The sequence below is a fragment of the Puniceibacterium antarcticum genome (genome assembly GCF_002760615.1).
GTDB classification, from domain to species: Bacteria; Pseudomonadota; Alphaproteobacteria; order Rhodobacterales; family Rhodobacteraceae; genus Puniceibacterium; species Puniceibacterium antarcticum.
On the sequence record NZ_AWWI01000121.1, the window covers coordinates 242,081 to 258,097 of the forward strand.

Consider the following 16,017-nt stretch of genomic DNA (forward strand, 5'->3'; position numbering starts at 1 on the left):
AATTTTGTCCTGCTTTCTGGCTAGGGTATTGCGAAAACAAGGACATTTGTTCTAAGTGGACGCCATAGGCGGACATCTGGTTTCGTCGCGGGGCAAAAGGCGGAACTATGGTTCGCATCGACGACACAGACCGGAAAATCCTGATCGAGCTGCAGACGGATGCGAGCCGGTCCCTGGACGATATTGCCAAGGCGGTGGGGTCATCCAAGACGCCGGTCTGGAACCGAATCCGCAAATTGCGCGAGGCCGGGGTGATCGGCGCGCAGACCGTGGCGCTGGACGCTGAGGCGCTGGGATTCGAGGCGTGTTTCTTTGTGCTGATCCGCACGTCCGAGCATGAGGCCGCCTGGCAGCAGGCGTTCCTGAAGGCGCTGAAGGAACGCCCCGAGGTTCAGGAGGCGCACCGGCTGGCGGGGGATATCGATTATATCCTGAAGGTGCGGGTCAGGAATGCGCGCGCCTATGACGCCTTTTATCAGGCGCTGATTTCAGAGGTGCGGGTGCATAACGTGACCGCGCTGTTGTCGATGGAAGAGATCAAATCGACAACAGCGCTGCCTTTATAGCGGCATCTGTTCGAGCGCGCGGATGACGCCGCGCAGTTCGGCCAGCCCGCGCATGCGCCCGATCAGCGGATAGCCCGGGAAATTGTCACGTTCCAGATCGGACAAAAGATCATGGCCGTGGTCCGGGCGCATGGGGATCTGGGCAAAGGGTTCACCCTGATCGCGGCGGCGGGCCTCTTCGCGCAGCAGTACGCTGATCAGCGCGACCATGTCGGTGTCACCGTCCAGATGCGCCGCCTCTTCAAACGAGCCATCCGGGTCCTTGTGCACATTGCGCAGATGGGCAAAGCGGATGCTGCGGGCGAACCGTTCTGCAATGGCTGGCACGTCATTGGCCGGGTTTGCGCCAAGCGAGCCTGAGCAGAGCGTGAGGCCATTGGCGGGGCTGTCCACGGCGGAGAGGATCCAGTCGATATCTTCGGCATTCGAGACGACGCGCGGCAGGCCAAGGATGTCGCGCGGCGGATCGTCCGGGTGGACGCAGAAGGCCATGCCCAGATCCTCGGCTGCGGGAATGACCTCTTGCAGAAAGCGTTTGTAATTGGCGCGCAGGGTGGCGCGGTCGATGCCGTTGTAACGTTCCAAAGCGTTGCGCAGACCGGCGATGTCATAGCGGTCAAAAGCGCCGGGCAGGCCGGCCATGATGGCCTGCAGCAGGGCGTCGCGGTCTGCCTCAGACGATTGCTGGAACCAGATCGCCGCCTTGTTGCGCACCTCTTGGGAATAATCCTCCTCGGCCCCGGTGCGGGCGAGCATGTGGATTTCAAACGCCGCCATGCGCGCCTGATCAAAACGCAGGCAGGTGCCGCCACGCGCCAGAGGAGAGGTGAGGTCGGTGCGGGTCCAGTCGATCAGCGGCATGAAGTTGTAGCAGATCGTGGTGATGCCATTGGCAGCGAGATTGGCCATGGACTGGCGGTAATTGGCAAAAAGGGTTGCCAGATCGCCATCGCCACGCTTGATCGCCTCGTGCACCGGCAGGCTTTCGGTCACGGTCCAGTCGAATCCGGCCCCGGTGATTTCCGCCTTGCGGGTGGCGATGGCATCTTTGGTCCAGACTTCGCCATAGGGCACCTCGTGCAGGGCGTGCACGAGGGCGGTGGCGCCGGTCTGGGCGATTTCGGGCAGGGTTATGGTGTCAAAAGGCCCGTACCAGCGCCAGCTTTCGATCATTTCAGGACCTCTTGAACGGCGGCGCGTGCGCCTTGTGTCATCAGGGTGTGATAGGCTGCGGTCACGGGTGCCTTTATCTTGCCCGCGATTTGGTCGGGGAAGATGTTGCGCAGGGACAGCAGGGCGGCGACCTTGTCTTCGCCGGTATTGGCAGTGTCAGAGAGGCGTTTCAGAGTCTCGGCCAGCGGGTCGCGCACATCGATTGTCGCGCCCTTTTCGTCTACACCGCCGACATAGCGCATCCATGCCGCCACGGCGAGGCAGAGGCCCGGGCAGGGTGTCGTCGCGTCTTTCAGGGTGCCAAGCAGGCGCTGGGGCAGTTTCTGGCTGCCGTCTATGGCGATCTGCCAGGTCAGATGCCGGATCGCCGGATTTTTGTACCGTTCCAGAAGGGCGTCGGCATAGGCGGTGAGGTCGGTGCCTTCTGGGGCGGTCAGGGTCGGGATGATTTCGGTCTGCCACAGGCGGCGGGCGAAATCGGCAAAGACCGGGTCGGCCACGGTGTCGGCGATGGTCTGATGGCCGGCGAGGTAACCGAGATAGGCAAGCGACGAATGGGTGCCGTTCAGCATCCGCAGCTTCATCAGTTCGAACGGGGCGACATCGCTGACCAGTTCGACACCGACAGCACCCAGATCGGGGCGCATGCCATCGACAAAGTCATCCTCGACCACCCATTGGCGGAAAGGTTCGTGGATAACGGGGGCTGCGTCATATGTGCCGGTCAGCGCGGACACCCGGTCCAGATCGGCGGGTTTGGTCGCTGGAACGATACGATCGATCATCGTGGCAGGAAAGCGGCCCTCGGTCTCGATCCAGGCGGCCAGATCCGGATCTATGGCCTGGGCCAGATCCAGCACGGCCTTGCGCACGACGGCACCGTTGTGGGGCAGGTTGTCGCAGCTGAGAACTGTGAAGGGGCGCAGGCCTGCGGTGCGACGGGCCTGCAACGCGCGCACGAGGAAACCGGGTGCGCTGCGCGGCAGGGGGTTGGTCAGGTCATGTGCGATGTCAGGATGTTCGAGGTTGAGATCACCTGTCGCGGGATTGTGGCAATAGCCCTTTTCAGTGACGGTCAGGGTCACGATGCGGATTGCAGGATCTGCCATGGCGGCGACCAGCCCAGCGGGGTTCTCGGGCGCGACAATCATGTCGGTGATCACTTCGATCACCTGTGTGGTGTCACCATTGGGGCCGGTTTCCAGCGCGGTATAGGCATAGCCTTGTGGTGCGAGCGCATCGCGGGTGCCGGGGCTTTTCAGGCTGGCGGCCAGAATGCCCCAGTCGCCGCCAGATTTCGCCATGGATTCAGCGATATAGACGGCACCAAAGGCCCGAAAAAACGCGCCAAGGCCAAGGTGGACGATGCCGAGACCGGGCTGCGGCGCATCTGAGCGGGTGAGGGGGAGCAGATCAGCGGGCAAGCCAGCCTCCGTCAACGTTGAGGACCGCGCCGTGGATGTAATCGGCGGCGGGCGAGGAGAGGAATACTGCGGTGCCGGCGATATCCTTGGCCTCGCCCCAGCGGCCTGCGGGGATGCGTTCGAGGATCGCCTTGTTGCGGTCAGGATCGGCACGCAGCGCTTCGGTGTTGTTGGTTTCGATATAGCCCGGCGCAATGGCGTTCACGTTGATGCCCTTGGCCGCCCATTCATTGGTCAGGATCTTGGTCAGACCGGCAACGCCATGCTTTGAGGCGGTGTAGGAGGGCACGCGGATGCCGCCCTGAAACGACAGCAGGGAGGCGATGTTGACGATCTTGCCGGTGCCGCTGCGGGCGAGGATGGCCTTGGCAAAGGCCTGACAATTGAAGAACACCGCCTTGAGGTTCACATCCATCACATCGTCCCAGTCGGCTTCGGTGAAGTCGACCGAGTCATTGCGGCGGATGATGCCTGCGTTGTTCACCAGAATGTCGATGGGTTCGGCGGCGAAGGTGTCCTTGGCTACCATCGGGTCGGCGAAATCAAGGCGCAGTTCGCGGGCGTTTTCGATCATGCCAACAGTGTCCGCGCAGGAGGAGCGTCCCGCGCAGATGACCGTGGCACCAGCCTCGCCCATCGCGATGGCGATGGCCTGACCGATGCCTGTATTGGCACCGGTCACGAGGGCGGTTTTACCTGAAAGCGAAAAGCTCACCGCAAGTCCCCCATCGGGATCATGTCCATGTCGGTGAAGTCGATGTTGTCACCGGCCATGGCCCAGCAGAAGGTGTAGCTGCCTGTGCCGGCACCGGCGTGGATCGACCAGGGCGGGGAAATCACCACCTCTTCGTTCGCCATGACGATGTGGCGGGTTTCCGAGGGCTGGCCCATGAAGTGGAAGACGCGCTGATCGGCGGTCATGTCGAAATAAAGATACGCCTCCATCCGGCGGTCATGCTGGTGGGCGGGCATGGTGTTCCAGACAGAGCCTTCGGCAAACTGGGTGTAGCCGATCAGGAGCTGGCAACTTTCGCAGACCTCGGGGTGGAGGAGCTGGATGATCACACGTTCGTTGGCCTGTTCTTTCGATCCCAGTTCGACCCGGCGGGCATCTGCGATCTTGATCAGGCGGGTGGGGCAGGTGCGGTGCGCGGGGGCGGAGAGGACGTAGTAACGCCCCTTGCCCGAGAAGGTCACCGGACCGGCGCCCATGCCGACATAGAGCACTTCGCCGTTTTCGATGGTGTGGGTGTCGCCGCCGACCGTGATTTCGCCGGTTTCACCGATGTTCAGCACGCCGAGTTCGCGGCGTTCGAGAAAGGTCTTGGTGCCGGTTTCGGGGATGTGGTCCAGCGTCAGTGCGGCGCCATCGGGCACAACAGAGCCGACCAGCAGGCGGTCGTAATGGGAATAGATCAGCTTGATCTGACCGGGCTGGAACAGATCCCCCACATGGAAATGATCGCGCAGCCCCTGTGTGTCGAGCGTCTTGGCGGTGGCGGGGTCGATGGCGTAGCGGGTTTGTGCGTCGGTCATGGGGAGAGTCCTTTGGGTTGGTGTCGTCTTCGCGCGCTTACAGAAAGTCGTCGCGCCGCGGTGTGAAGGTGTCGATGAGCGTGCCGGGTTCAAGGCAGGTGCAGCCATGGCGTGCCTCGGACGGGATGACAAAACTGTCGCCGGGGCCGACCTCGAAGGCTTCACCATCAAGGGTGAAGGTGAAACGCCCCGACTGAACATAGGTTGACTGGACATGCGGGTGGTTGTGCAGCTTGCCTTGGGCGTCTTTCTGAAACCGGAAGGCGACGACCATCAGCTGTTCGTTTTCGGACAGAACCTGACGGCGTACACCGGGGTCTGCATCGACTTCGGGGTATGTTTTCAGCATCTTATTGTCCCTTAGTGAAAGAGCGCAGGCAGCCAGAGCGACAGCGCCGGGATGTAGGTGACGGCCATCAACGTGGCAAAGGCCGCGCCGTAGAAGGGCCAGATCGACTTCATCGCTTCGGAAATCGGGATGCGGCCCACGGCGCAGCCGACAAAGAGCACGGCGCCGACGGGCGGTGTGCACAGGCCAATGCCGAGGTTGAGGATCAGGATCACGCCGAAGTGGACCGGGTCGATGCCGAAGGCGACCGCGACGGGCAGGAAGATCGGCGTGGTGATCACGATCAGCGGCGACATGTCCATGAAGGTGCCGAGGATCAGCAGCATCACGTTCATCAGCAGCAGGATCACGATGGGGTTGTCGGACACGCCCTGCAGGGCGCTGACCATCGCGGCGGGCACACGGGTGTAGGCCAGCAGCCAGCCGAAGGCGGCCGCGCAGCCGATGACCATGAGGACCATGGCTGTGGTGCGTACGGCGGCAAATGTCGCCTCGATGAAGTCGTGCCAGCTGAGCGTGCGGTAGACCAGCAGCGTGACCAGCAGCGCATAGACCACGGCGATGTTCGAGGATTCCGAGGCGGTGAAGATGCCCGAGCGCACGCCGCCAAAGATGATCGCCACAAGGATCAGGCCGGGCACCGCCGAGAGGAAGATGTGGCCAAGGGCGCGCAGGCCGGGGAAGGGTTCAGTCGGGTAGCCGCGTTTGCGGGCGACGAAATAGGCGGCGGTCATCAGCGACAGGGCCAGAATCGCGCCGGGGATGATGCCGGCGGTGAAGAGATCGGCGATGGAAATCTTGCCGCCTGCCGAGATCGAATAGATGATCATGTTGTGGCTGGGCGGGATCAGCAGCGCGATGATCGAGCCGACGACGGTGAGGTTTACAGCATAATCAACGCCGTAGCCGCGTTCCTTCATCTGCGGAACCATGAGGCCGCCCACAGCCGAGGCATCAGCGGCAGCCGAGCCGGACACGCCGCCGAACATGACGGAGGCCAGCACGTTGACCTGCCCCAGCCCGCCGCGCAGATGCCCGACCATGGCCCCGGCAAGGGCGACGAGCCGGCGGGCAATGTCGCCGCGCACCATGAGATCACCGGCGAAGATGAAGAAGGGGATCGCCATCAGCGCGAACACTGACACGCCCGAATTCAGCCGCTGGAACACCACCACCGGGGGCAGACCCAGATAGACGATTGTCGCAAAGGACGACACGCCAAGGCAAAAGGCGACCGGTGTGCCGATCAGCAGAAGCACCACAAAGGTGCCGAAAAGTACCCAGAGTTCCATGTGTTCAGGCCTCTATGTCAGCGTCATCGCCAAAGCGGGCGGTGGGCAATCCGGCGGCGCGGCGCGCCACCCGTTCAATCGAAAACAGCACGACCAGAACGCCGCCGCCTACGATGGGAATGAAATCGAACGCCCCCGAAATGCCGAGCGAGGGCACCATGTTGCCAGAGGTCTTTTCCGCCAGCTCCCAGCCGAACCAGACCATGCCGGCGCCAAAGCCCGCGACCACCAGATCCGACACCGTGTGCAGGAACAGCTTGGCCTTTTCGGGCAGCACGTAGAGGAGGATGTCAAAGGAGAGGTGGTAACCTTCGCGGATGCCCACGGCGGCGCCCAGAAAGATGAACCAGCCCATGATCATGACCGAGGCGGGTTCGCTCCAGATCAGGGAAGAGTTGAGGAGATAGCGGAACACAACCTGCGCCGCGATGATCACAGTCATCAGGACAAGGCCGATCCCGGCGATCCAGAGGGCCAACCGCGCCAAAAGGCCGGTCGCCAGCGCGACGTTTTTCATGGAGTCCGCTCAATCAAGGGAAAAAAGGTGCGGCCCGCGCGGGGGGCACGGGCCGCGGTAGGGATCAGAGGTTATTCAGTCGCCTGAATGCGCTCGACCATGCTCTTGAGTTTGTCGTCGGTGACGTACTTTTCATAGACCGGGACCATCGCTTCGATGAAGGGGGTCTTGTCGATGTCGGTCACGATCTCGACGCCGGCAGCGCGGATCTTGTCCTCGGATGCCTTTTCCTGGGCTTGCCAGAGATCACGCATGACGGGGGTCGAATCCTTGGCGGCCTGTTTCACCAGCGCCTGATCTTCGGGGCTGAGCTTGTCCCAGCTGATCTTGGACATCACCAGCACTTCGGGCACGATCAGGTGCTGATCGAGCGTGTAGTATTTGGCGACTTCGAAGTGACCCGAGGTGTCGTAGGAGGGCCAGTTGTTTTCGGCCCCGTCGATGACGCCGGTCTGGATCGAAGAGTAAACCTCGCCATAGGGCATCGGGGTGGCGTTGGCGCCCAGAGCCGAGACCATGTCGACGAACATGTCCGACTGCATCACGCGGAATTTCATGCCTGCCATGTCGGCCATCGACGTGATCGGCTTTTCCGAGTTGTAAAAGCTGCGCGAGCCGCCGTCGTAGAAGGTCAGGCCAACCAGATCGGCACCGGCAAAGGCGGCGAGGATTTCGTCACCAACCGGGCCGTCCATCACCGTGTGCATGTGATCGACCGAGCGGAAGATATAGGGCAGGGACGGAACCTGCGTTTCGGGCACGATGTTGTTGAACGGTCCAAGCGAGACGCGGTTGAGGTCGATCACGCCGAACTGGGTCTGCTCGATCGTGTCTTTCTCTTCGCCCAGCTGTGCAGAGGCAAAGATTTCGATGCAGATGCGGCCATCCGAGCTGGTCTTGAGCGCTTCGCCCATGGCTTTGACCGCTTCGACGGTGGGGTAACCGTCGGGGTGTGTGTCGGACGATTTCAGCGTGATTTCGCACTCTGCCCAGGCGGCGCCGGTCAGGGCGACGGTGGTCAGCAGGGTGCCGATCAGTGTCTTGGTCAGTGTCATCTTGGGTCTCCTCCCTAGAATAGCTTTGTCAGAGCCGATAGGCTTTTTTCACAAGCCGGTATGTGAGGTCTTGTGCGACCTCGTAAGCCTCGTCCTCGTTCAGCCGCCCTGTGGCGACCAGCGTGGCGAGGTATGCACTATCCACGCGCCGGGCGACGTCATGCCGGGCGGGGATGGAACAGAAGGCGCGGGTGTCATCGTTGAACCCGGCGGTGTTGTAGAAGCCTGCGGTTTCGGTCACGTTTTCGCGGAACCGCTTCATGCCTTCGGCACTGTCAAAGAACCACCAGGGCGGGCCGAGCTTGAGTGCGGGGTAGACCCCTGCAAGCGGCGCGAGTTCGCGGCTTTGCGTGGTTTCATCCAGCATGAACAGGATGATCGACAGTTCATGTTGCGTGCCAAAAGCGTCGAGCAATGGCTTGAGATCGTTTACAAAGTCGGTGCGACCGGGGATGTCGAATCCCTTGTCCCGGCCGAATTTATGCAGGATGCCGGGGTTGTGGTTGCGCCGCGACCCGGCGTGGATCTGCAGGACCAGACCGTCGTCCATGCTCATCCTTGCCATCTCGGTCAGCATCTGACCCCGGAAGGCATCAGCATCCTCTGGCGTGGCTTTGCCGCCCTTGATGCGGTCGAACAGGGCTTCGGCCTGTTGGGTCGACAGGTTCTCGGTCCGCGCGCTTGGGTGGCCGTGGTCCGATGCCGTCGCGCCATGTTCCTTGAAAAACGCGCGGCGGATGCGGTGGGCATCCAGATATCCGGCCCATGTCTGGGTGTCGGTGCCGGTCAGGTCGCCAAAGGTGGCGAGGTTGGCGGCGAAACCGTCGAATTCCGGATCAACCACCGAATCGGGGCGATAGGTGGTGACGACCTTGCCACCGGTCCAGCCGGATGCGCCGATCATCTTGTGCCATTTCAGATCGTCCAGCGCGCTTTCGGTTGTGGCGATCAGTTCGATGTTGAACCGTTCGAACAGGGCGCGGGGGCGGAATTCAGGTTTCGTCAGGCAATCGCTGATATGATCATAGATCGCGTCAGCCGTGGCAGGGGTGAATTCCTGCTCAATGCCAAAGACTTCGGCAAAGGCGTGGTCAACCCACATCCGCGACGGGGTGCCGCGCAGGAGGTAATAATTATCGGCAAACAGCTTCCAGATCTTGCGGCCATCGGTTTCGACAGGCCCGCCATCGGCGCGGGGGACCCCAAGGGATTCGAGCGGCACACCCTGCGAAAACAGCATCCGGAAGACGTAGTGATCAGGCGTGACAAACAGCTGCGCGGGATCGGGGAAGGCCGCGTTTTCAGCATACCAGCGCGGGTCGGTGTGGCCATGCGGGCTGATGATCGGAAGGTCTTTGATGCTGTTATGCAATGCGCGGGCGAGGCCACGGGTGCTGTCGTCGATGGGAAACAATCTGTCAGGGTGCAGTCTGGACAAGGAATTGCTCGCTTTTGGATCCGTGTGAGGTTGATTAGATTACAACCACCTAGTATTCTGGCATACTAATATGCTAGTTTGAATCTCAAGTCAATCCGGAGGAGCCGTGTGGTGACCGAAATAGCTGTTCTTGGCCCGCTCGAAACCGTTACGCGGTCCTCTGTCACCGATCAGGTGTTCGAGGCGCTGTATGCGCAAGTGCAGTCCTTAGCGTTGCCGCCGGGCACCAAGCTGTCGGAATCCGAAGTGGCCAAACAGTTGGGCGTGTCGCGCCAGCCGGTGCGCGACGCCTTTTACCGGCTGTCCAAGCTGGGTTTTCTGCTGATCCAGCCGCAGAAGGCGACGCTGGTCAGCAAGATCCACATTGCGGATGTGCGCAAGGCACGGTTCATCCGTTCGGCCATTGAGGTCGAGGTGATGCGTCAGGCGGCGCTGAACTTTACCGAGAAAGATTTCAGCGCGCTTCAGCCCATACTTGACGCGCAGAAGGCCGCCGTGACCAAAGGGGACAAGGCCACGTTCCATCGTCTGGACGATGTGTTCCATCAGGTGCTGTGTTCGCGGGCGGGCGTGGGTTTTGTCTGGGATGTGATCCGCGAAAACAAGGCGCATACGGACCGGGTGCGCTTCCTGTCGCTGGGATCGGGATCGCAGCGCGCCTATGACGATCATATCGCCATTGTGGCCGCGCTGAGATCGGGCAGCGTCGACGGGGCGGTGCAGGCGATGCGCGCGCATCTGGGCACGATCGAGGCGATCATCCAGCAGATTCGGTCCACCAATCACAGCTGGTTTTCGGATGAGGAGTAGAGCGATGCGTCTGGTTTTTGTTGGCGAATGCATGGTCGAGATCGCGCCGGATGGTGCGGCGTTCCGCAAGGGATTTGCCGGAGATACGTTCAACATGGCCTGGTATGCGCGCCATCTGTGCCCGCGTGACTGGAGTGTCGATTTCGTCTCGGCCATTGGTCAGGATGCGATTTCGGACGAGTTGGCCGGGTTCATGACTGCCGCCGGGGTCGGCACGCGCCATGTGCAGCGTCATGCGGACCGGACCGTGGGCCTGTACATGATCAGCCTCAAGGACGGCGAGCGCAGTTTTTCCTACTGGCGCAGTCAAAGTGCGGCGCGGCGGATGGCTGAGGATGGCGCAAAGTTGGAGGAGGCCTTTGACGGCGCTGATCTGGTCTGTCTGTCTGGCATCACGCTGGCCGTGCTGGAAGGCGCGGGGCGAGACACTCTGGCTGCTGCGCTGACAAAGTTCCGCGCGGCGGGCGGGCAGGTGGCGTTTGACCCCAATATCCGGCCACGCCTTTGGGCCACGATGGACGAGATGCGCGAGGTCGTGATGCGGTTTGCGGGGCTGAGCGATATCGTGCTGGCCTCTTTCGACGATGAGGCGGCGCATTTCGGTGACGGCTCGCCCGAAGACACGCTGGCGCGCTATCAGGCGGCGGGCGTGACAGAGGTGATTGTCAAGAACGGTGCGGATCCGATTCTGGGTGCTTTGGATGGTCAGAGCGTGACTGTGGCCCCCGCGCCGGTGGCCCGCGTGATTGATTCGACCGCTGCGGGGGACAGTTTCAACGCGGGATACCTTGTCAGTGCCCTGTCGGGTGGGACAATGGCGCAGAATATTGCCGCCGGGGCCCAGTTGTCACGCGAGGTGATCCAGCATGCCGGCGCCCTTTCGCCAGAGGCTGTTGCCGCACAGGCCCTTGAGACGGCGACATAAAATCCCGGATTGAGGGTGGTTCAGCGCCGCATACGTCTTTGACGGGAGCCTTAGTGAAACTGTCATATATGCGTCGTCTCTCTGTCACGAACGGCCCCTAGACACCGCCCAGACGCAAGCCTGGGGGCCCCTTGTTACAGATCGAAAACCTGACACGCCGCTTTGGGGCAGCAACCGCCGTGGATCGGGTTTCGATCCATGTGGCGCGCCCCACGATGATCGGAATCATTGGAGCCTCTGGCGCGGGGAAATCCACCCTGCTGCGGATGCTCAACCGGCTGGAAACACCAACCTCCGGGCGCATCACCTTTGACGGACGCGACGTGACCGCGCTGAAGGGCCGTCAGGTCCGTGGCTGGCATGCCGACTGCGCGATGATCTTTCAGCAGTTCAATCTGGTCCCGCGGCTGGATGTGGTGTCGAACGTGCTGCATGGCACGCTCTACCGCACCGGCACTCTGCGCGCCCTGACCGCCATGTGGCCAGAGGCCGACATTCGCCACGCGATCGAGATTCTGGCGCGGCTTGGCATTCACGAACATGCCGCCAAACGGGCCGAGGCCCTGTCGGGTGGTCAGCAGCAGCGCGTCGCCATTGCGCGGGCGCTGATGCAGGACCCCAAGATTTTGCTGGCGGATGAACCCATTGCCTCGCTTGATCCGATGAACGCGCAGGCGGTCATGGAAGCGCTGCGCAGCATCCATGACGAGGATGGGCGCACCGTCATCTGCAACCTTCACACGCTTGATACCGCACGGCGCTATTGCGACCGGGTGATCGGTATGAAGCAGGGCCGGGTCGTCTTTGACGGCACGCCCGAACAGCTCACCACCGGCGTTGCGCGCGACATCTATGGCGCCGGTGCGGATTTCTCGGAAGAGGCGACCTCGACTGAGATCCGTGAAACCCCCGCAGCCGTCACCGCCATCCGCGAGGCGAAGGCCGCAGTCTGACGCTTTTTGAACGATACCGGCGTCCGAATGGGGGCTGGTCCACATCCTTTGGGAGACATTCGATGACCTTCAAGACCATGACACTGGCCATTTTGGCCACGACCGCCCTGACAAGCGCCGCGATGGCGCAAGACATCCAGGAATTCAACATCGGCGTTCTGGGTGGCGAGAACGCCCAAGACCGCATGACGGCGAACCAGTGCCTGGCGGATCACGCCACCGAAGCGCTGGGTGTTCCGGTCAAGATCTTCACCCCCGCCGACTATAACGGTGTGATTCAGGGTCTGCTGGGCGGGACGCTTGATATGGCGATCCTGGGCGCGTCGGGTTATGCTGCCGTCTACCTGCAGGACCCGAACGTCGTGACCCCTGTTCTGGTCAAGACCAACCTGGACGGAGCCTATTCCTACCACTCGATCGGTTTTGCCCGCGCAGACAGCGGCATTAAATCGCTTGAGGATATGAAGGGCAAGAAATTCGGCTTTGGTGATCCGAACTCGACTTCCGGCTTCCTGATCCCGTCTGTCGAGATCCCGCAGGAAACCGGCGCATCCATGGAGAGCGGCGATTACTTCGGTGAGGTCGTGTTCACCGGTGGCCACGAGCAGACCATCGTTGCGGTCAACAACGGCGACGTTGATGCGGGTGTGACCTGGGCCGACGGTCTGGGCAACTGGGAAGACGGCTACAATTCGGGCGCACTGCGCAAGGCCGCAGATGCCGGAATCGTCGACATGAACGATCTGGTGCAGATCTGGGAATCCAAGCCGATCCCTGAAGGCCCCGTTGTTCTGCGCACAGCCCTGCCCGAGGATGTGAAGACCAAGATGACCGAGATGGTCAAGAACCTGATCACCACCGATCCGGAATGCGCCTATGGCGTTGCCTCGGGCGAAACCGCCGGTTTCACCCCGATCACCCATGACGCCTATGAGACGATCATTGCCGTGCGCAAGGCCGAGATCGGCGGCTGAGAAAAAAGACTGGGCGCAGGGGGCATTCCCCTCTGCGCCCGTTTTGTATCATGACAGATATCACAGCCTCCTCCGCCGCCCGTCAGGCCGACGTCACCACGTTGTACCTTTCCGAAATGCGCTTGCGCCGCCTTTATAGCGGGGCGGGAGTGCTGATTTTTGTTCTGCTGCTGGTCGCCGGGTTCCTGACCGCGAATGACCGCAATGCCGGCGGTTTCCTGAACGGCCTGCCCCATATCTTTGACTTTCCCGCTGACGTGATGTCCGAAGCCTGGGAAAAGGCCTATGACCTGCCCGCGCTGCTGTGGCAGTATTTCCCGTCGCTGATCGAGACGATCAACATCGCCGGGGCCGCAACGCTGATTGGTGCGCTGATCGGCGGGATGCTGTCACTGCTGGTGACGCGCGGGCTTGCACCGGCGCCCTGGGCGATCTGGCCGATCCGTCGGGTGCTGGACATCTTTCGCGCCGTGCCGGAAATCGTCATCGCGCTGATCCTGATCTTTATCCTGGGCGGCGGGCCGATCCCGGCGATGATCGCCATCGCCGTGCACACCACCGGCGCGCTGGGAAAGCTGTTTTCCGAAGTGGCCGAAAACGCGCCGCAGGGGCCACTGGAAGGGTTGCGCTCGGTCGGGGCGGGCTGGACGCAGCGGATGCTGTTTGGCATCGTGCCACAGGTCGCGCCCAACTGGCTGAGCTATGCGCTCTTGCGGTTCGAGATCAACATTCGCGCCTCTGCCATCCTGGGTTTTGTCGGGGCCGGGGGGTTGGGGTATGATCTGCGCAACGCCATGTCCTGGGGGCCGGGCAAGTTCGACGAGGCGGCGGCGATCTTTATTCTGCTGTTTGTCACCATCGTGACCGTGGATCAGCTTGGCGGTTCCCTGCGCAACCGTCTGACCAAAGGGGCCAAGGCATGAGCGATATCAGCGCCTATTACACCGACACCTCGCGCGGCATGTCGCGGATGCGGCTTTGGATCTTTGGCATCCCGCTGCTGGTGCTGACCTATCTGGTCTATATCTTCTTTGCCTTTCACGGCCCGCAGGTCATCGCCGATGCGAATGGTGAAAACGGCAGGATCCTGATGGCCGATATGGTCAGTTACAAGGTCCATGTGACCCGCGACAACAACTCGGGCGCTGTCGAGGTTGCAGTAGAGGGCGAACGTAAGGGGCGTTATCCCGAGGGGCAAAGCCCGGACTGGGTTCAGACCGGCGATCAGACGGTTGTCGATCTCGGCTCTGGCTATCTGGTGACGCTTTCGGGCACCAGCGATGTGCGGTTCGACATTCCGGGCTATGGCACGATCACGGCATCGGCCACACGATCGGGCGGGGTCGAGGCGCGTTTCCCCGAGGGGCCGGTCCCGGACTGGATCAATGTCGCGCGCAACCGCGTGGCCATCACCACCCCCGAGGGGCGCGTGAACATCACCCGCTCCAAGACCGAGATCATGCGCTATTTCCCCGGCTGGGAGCTGTTCTTTTTCACCCTCGACAGCAAGTATTACGGCATGTCGCCGGGCACGCTGGCCGCAGCCGCCTTTGGCGGCGAGGCCGGGGCGATCTGGTCGGATGTCTGGAACAATCAGGTCTGGCGCCACAAAGAGGTGTTCTGGGCTTTGTTCGAAACCGTGCTGATGGCGTTTCTGGGCACGGCGGGCGCGGCGATGATTGCCTTGCCGGTCGCATTTCTGGCTGCGCGCAACTTTGCGCCGCTGGGTGTCTTCCGGCAGGTCACGCGGCGGATCTTTGATTTCCTGCGCGGGGTGGACGGGCTGATCTGGACGGTGGTTCTGTCGCGCGCCTATGGCCCCGGCCCGCTGACCGGCACCCTGGCGATCATGCTGACCGACACCGGGACCTTCGGAAAGCTGTTTTCCGAGGCGCTGGAAAACGTCGACGCGAAACAGATCGAAGGGGTGCGTTCGACCGGCGCGGGCGCCTTTGCCCGGGCGCGATTCGGCGTCATTCCCCAGCTTATCCCGGTGTTGCTGAGCCAGATCCTGTACTACATGGAATCCAACACCCGGTCTGCCACGGTCATCGGCGCGATCACCGGGGGTGGTATCGGGCTGTTGCTGACGCAGGCGATCATCACCCAGAAGGACTGGGAAGAGGTCACCTATTACATCGTGCTGATCGTGATGATGGTCTTTGCCATGGATTCGCTGTCGGGCTGGCTGCGGCGCAGGCTGATCAAGGGAAGCTGAGCCATGTCAGTAAGACTAAGTCCCGACGCGCCGTTCCTGCATTCCGGCTGCGAGATCACCGAGGATTGCACCTTTGGCGCCTATGTCGAGATCGGGCAGGGCAGTCGCGTGGCACATTCCCATCTCGGGGATTATTCCTACTGTGACCGGATGGCGGATATTGCCAATGCGCAGATCGGTAAGTTTGCCAATATCGCCGCTATGTCCCGGATCGGGGCGACGGATCACCCGATGGAAAAGGCGTCGCTGCATCACTTTCTGTATCGTTCCAGTGACTATTGGGAGGATGCGGAGGTGGATCAGGACTGGTTCGCGCAGCGTCAGTCGCGGGTCGCGCATCTGGGGCATGACACCTGGATCGGCGCCATGGCGATGGTCAAGCCTGAGGTGACGGTGGGCCATGGTGCGGTCGTTGCGTCGGGGGCCGTTGTGACCAAGGATGTGCCGCCCTACTGGATCGTCGCCGGGGTGCCGGCCAAGCCGATCCGGCGCCGTCTGCCCGAGGAAACGGCAGAGCGGCTGATGGCGCTGGAATGGTGGGACTGGGATCACGCCACCCTGCGCGCCCGGCTGGAGGATTTCCGCAAGCTGTCGGCCGAGGATTTTCTGGATCGCTACGAATAGCACTGCCGTGTGCCTGTGCTGATCTGCCTGCAGCGCCTCGGGATATCCCCGGGGCGCTGTGCGATTTTGGGCTTCGGTTTTGCGCTGTCATCAAAGTTTCACTTTGCCTTTGGGGTGTATTTGTATAGTTGTCGCATCAAGAGTTGTCCAGTTGTCGATATAG

At 61.8% G+C, this 16,017-nt stretch carries 17 protein-coding genes; 8 read left to right on the forward strand and 9 right to left on the reverse strand.

Features of this window, described 5'->3' with window-relative positions:
- The first annotated feature begins 107 nt into the window (after nt 1-107).
- Nucleotides 108-566: an Lrp/AsnC family transcriptional regulator gene (locus P775_RS18230; protein WP_099912313.1), complete on the forward strand. Its 459-nt coding sequence runs from the start codon at nt 108-110 to the stop codon at nt 564-566.
- Here the strand turns inward: P775_RS18230 and uxuA are convergent.
- From uxuA to uxaC, 9 genes are all read right to left on the reverse strand, one after another.
- Nucleotides 561-1,739, reverse strand: coding sequence for a mannonate dehydratase (uxuA, locus tag P775_RS18235; protein ID WP_099912314.1), 1,179 nt, complete (start codon nt 1,737-1,739; stop codon nt 561-563). The two genes, P775_RS18230 and uxuA, sit on opposite strands and share 6 nt — an antisense overlap.
- Nucleotides 1,736-3,163, reverse strand: a complete 1,428-nt coding sequence (locus P775_RS18240; RefSeq protein ID WP_245875754.1) for a mannitol dehydrogenase family protein — start codon at nt 3,161-3,163, stop codon at nt 1,736-1,738. Before P775_RS18240 ends, uxuA begins: the two co-directional genes overlap by 4 nt.
- A complete protein-coding gene (kduD, locus tag P775_RS18245; RefSeq protein WP_099912316.1) occupies nt 3,153-3,878 on the reverse strand; it encodes a 2-dehydro-3-deoxy-D-gluconate 5-dehydrogenase KduD in 726 nt (241 codons plus the stop codon). The genes P775_RS18240 and kduD overlap by 11 nt, the downstream gene beginning before the upstream one ends.
- Nucleotides 3,875-4,699 carry a 5-dehydro-4-deoxy-D-glucuronate isomerase gene (gene kduI, locus P775_RS18250; RefSeq protein ID WP_099912317.1) on the reverse strand — a complete coding sequence of 275 codons (825 nt, stop codon included), beginning with the start codon at nt 4,697-4,699 and terminating at the stop codon, nt 3,875-3,877. The genes kduD and kduI overlap by 4 nt, the downstream gene beginning before the upstream one ends.
- Nucleotides 4,700-4,736: 37 nt before the next feature.
- Nucleotides 4,737-5,048 (reverse strand): cupin domain-containing protein, encoded by a 312-nt coding sequence (locus P775_RS18255; protein WP_099912318.1) that lies wholly within the window; start codon nt 5,046-5,048, stop codon nt 4,737-4,739.
- A gap of 11 nt (nt 5,049-5,059) precedes the next feature.
- On the reverse strand, nt 5,060-6,340 hold the full coding sequence (locus P775_RS18260) for a TRAP transporter large permease (protein ID WP_099912319.1): 1,281 nt from the start codon (nt 6,338-6,340) through the stop codon (nt 5,060-5,062).
- Between the two features lie 4 nt (nt 6,341-6,344).
- Nucleotides 6,345-6,857 (reverse strand): TRAP transporter small permease, encoded by a 513-nt coding sequence (locus tag P775_RS18265; RefSeq protein WP_099912320.1) that lies wholly within the window; start codon nt 6,855-6,857, stop codon nt 6,345-6,347.
- A 71-nt stretch (nt 6,858-6,928) separates the two neighbouring features.
- A complete protein-coding gene (locus P775_RS18270; protein WP_099912321.1) occupies nt 6,929-7,912 on the reverse strand; it encodes a TRAP transporter substrate-binding protein in 984 nt (327 codons plus the stop codon).
- 28 nt (nt 7,913-7,940) lie between these two features.
- On the reverse strand, nt 7,941-9,350 hold the full coding sequence (gene uxaC / locus P775_RS18275) for a glucuronate isomerase (RefSeq protein WP_099912322.1): 1,410 nt from the start codon (nt 9,348-9,350) through the stop codon (nt 7,941-7,943).
- 111 nt (nt 9,351-9,461) lie between these two features.
- On the opposite strand from uxaC, the gene P775_RS18280 reads away from it, so the two are divergent.
- From P775_RS18280 to P775_RS18310, 7 genes are all read left to right on the forward strand, one after another.
- The gene (locus P775_RS18280; RefSeq protein ID WP_099912453.1) at nt 9,462-10,160 is read left to right on the forward strand and encodes a GntR family transcriptional regulator; all 699 of its coding nucleotides are present in this window, start codon (nt 9,462-9,464) and stop codon (nt 10,158-10,160) included.
- Between the two features lie 4 nt (nt 10,161-10,164).
- Nucleotides 10,165-11,085 (forward strand): sugar kinase, encoded by a 921-nt coding sequence (locus P775_RS18285; RefSeq protein WP_218967723.1) that lies wholly within the window; start codon nt 10,165-10,167, stop codon nt 11,083-11,085.
- A gap of 131 nt (nt 11,086-11,216) precedes the next feature.
- Nucleotides 11,217-12,038: a phosphonate ABC transporter ATP-binding protein gene (gene phnC, locus P775_RS18290; RefSeq protein WP_099912324.1), complete on the forward strand. Its 822-nt coding sequence runs from the start codon at nt 11,217-11,219 to the stop codon at nt 12,036-12,038.
- Between the two features lie 62 nt (nt 12,039-12,100).
- On the forward strand, nt 12,101-13,012 hold the full coding sequence (phnD, locus tag P775_RS18295) for a phosphonate ABC transporter substrate-binding protein (protein ID WP_099912325.1): 912 nt from the start codon (nt 12,101-12,103) through the stop codon (nt 13,010-13,012).
- Nucleotides 13,013-13,062: 50 nt separating this feature from the next.
- A complete protein-coding gene (phnE, locus tag P775_RS18300) occupies nt 13,063-13,935 on the forward strand; it encodes a phosphonate ABC transporter, permease protein PhnE (protein ID WP_099912326.1) in 873 nt (290 codons plus the stop codon).
- Nucleotides 13,932-15,230, forward strand: coding sequence for a phosphonate ABC transporter, permease protein PhnE (phnE, locus tag P775_RS18305; protein ID WP_099912327.1), 1,299 nt, complete (start codon nt 13,932-13,934; stop codon nt 15,228-15,230). Before phnE (P775_RS18300) ends, phnE (P775_RS18305) begins: the two co-directional genes overlap by 4 nt.
- 3 nt (nt 15,231-15,233) lie before the next feature.
- Nucleotides 15,234-15,854 carry an LbetaH domain-containing protein gene (locus P775_RS18310; protein ID WP_099912328.1) on the forward strand — a complete coding sequence of 207 codons (621 nt, stop codon included), beginning with the start codon at nt 15,234-15,236 and terminating at the stop codon, nt 15,852-15,854.
- The last annotated feature ends 163 nt before the right edge of the window (nt 15,855-16,017 follow it).

Coding starts and splice junctions, on each gene's coding strand:
- P775_RS18230 (WP_099912313.1), top strand. CDS start 108: ATGGTTCGCATCGACGACACAGACCGGAAAATCCTGATCGAGCTGCAG.
- uxuA (WP_099912314.1), bottom strand. CDS start 1,739: ATGATCGAAAGCTGGCGCTGGTACGGGCCTTTTGACACCATAACCCTG.
- kduI (WP_099912317.1), bottom strand. CDS start 4,699: ATGACCGACGCACAAACCCGCTACGCCATCGACCCCGCCACCGCCAAG.
- P775_RS18255 (WP_099912318.1), bottom strand. CDS start 5,048: ATGCTGAAAACATACCCCGAAGTCGATGCAGACCCCGGTGTACGCCGT.
- P775_RS18260 (WP_099912319.1), bottom strand. CDS start 6,340: ATGGAACTCTGGGTACTTTTCGGCACCTTTGTGGTGCTTCTGCTGATC.
- P775_RS18265 (WP_099912320.1), bottom strand. CDS start 6,857: ATGAAAAACGTCGCGCTGGCGACCGGCCTTTTGGCGCGGTTGGCCCTC.
- P775_RS18270 (WP_099912321.1), bottom strand. CDS start 7,912: ATGACACTGACCAAGACACTGATCGGCACCCTGCTGACCACCGTCGCC.
- P775_RS18285 (WP_218967723.1), top strand. CDS start 10,165: ATGCGTCTGGTTTTTGTTGGCGAATGCATGGTCGAGATCGCGCCGGAT.
- phnD (WP_099912325.1), top strand. CDS start 12,101: ATGACCTTCAAGACCATGACACTGGCCATTTTGGCCACGACCGCCCTG.
- phnE (WP_099912326.1), top strand. CDS start 13,063: ATGACAGATATCACAGCCTCCTCCGCCGCCCGTCAGGCCGACGTCACC.
- phnE (WP_099912327.1), top strand. CDS start 13,932: ATGAGCGATATCAGCGCCTATTACACCGACACCTCGCGCGGCATGTCG.
- P775_RS18310 (WP_099912328.1), top strand. CDS start 15,234: ATGTCAGTAAGACTAAGTCCCGACGCGCCGTTCCTGCATTCCGGCTGC.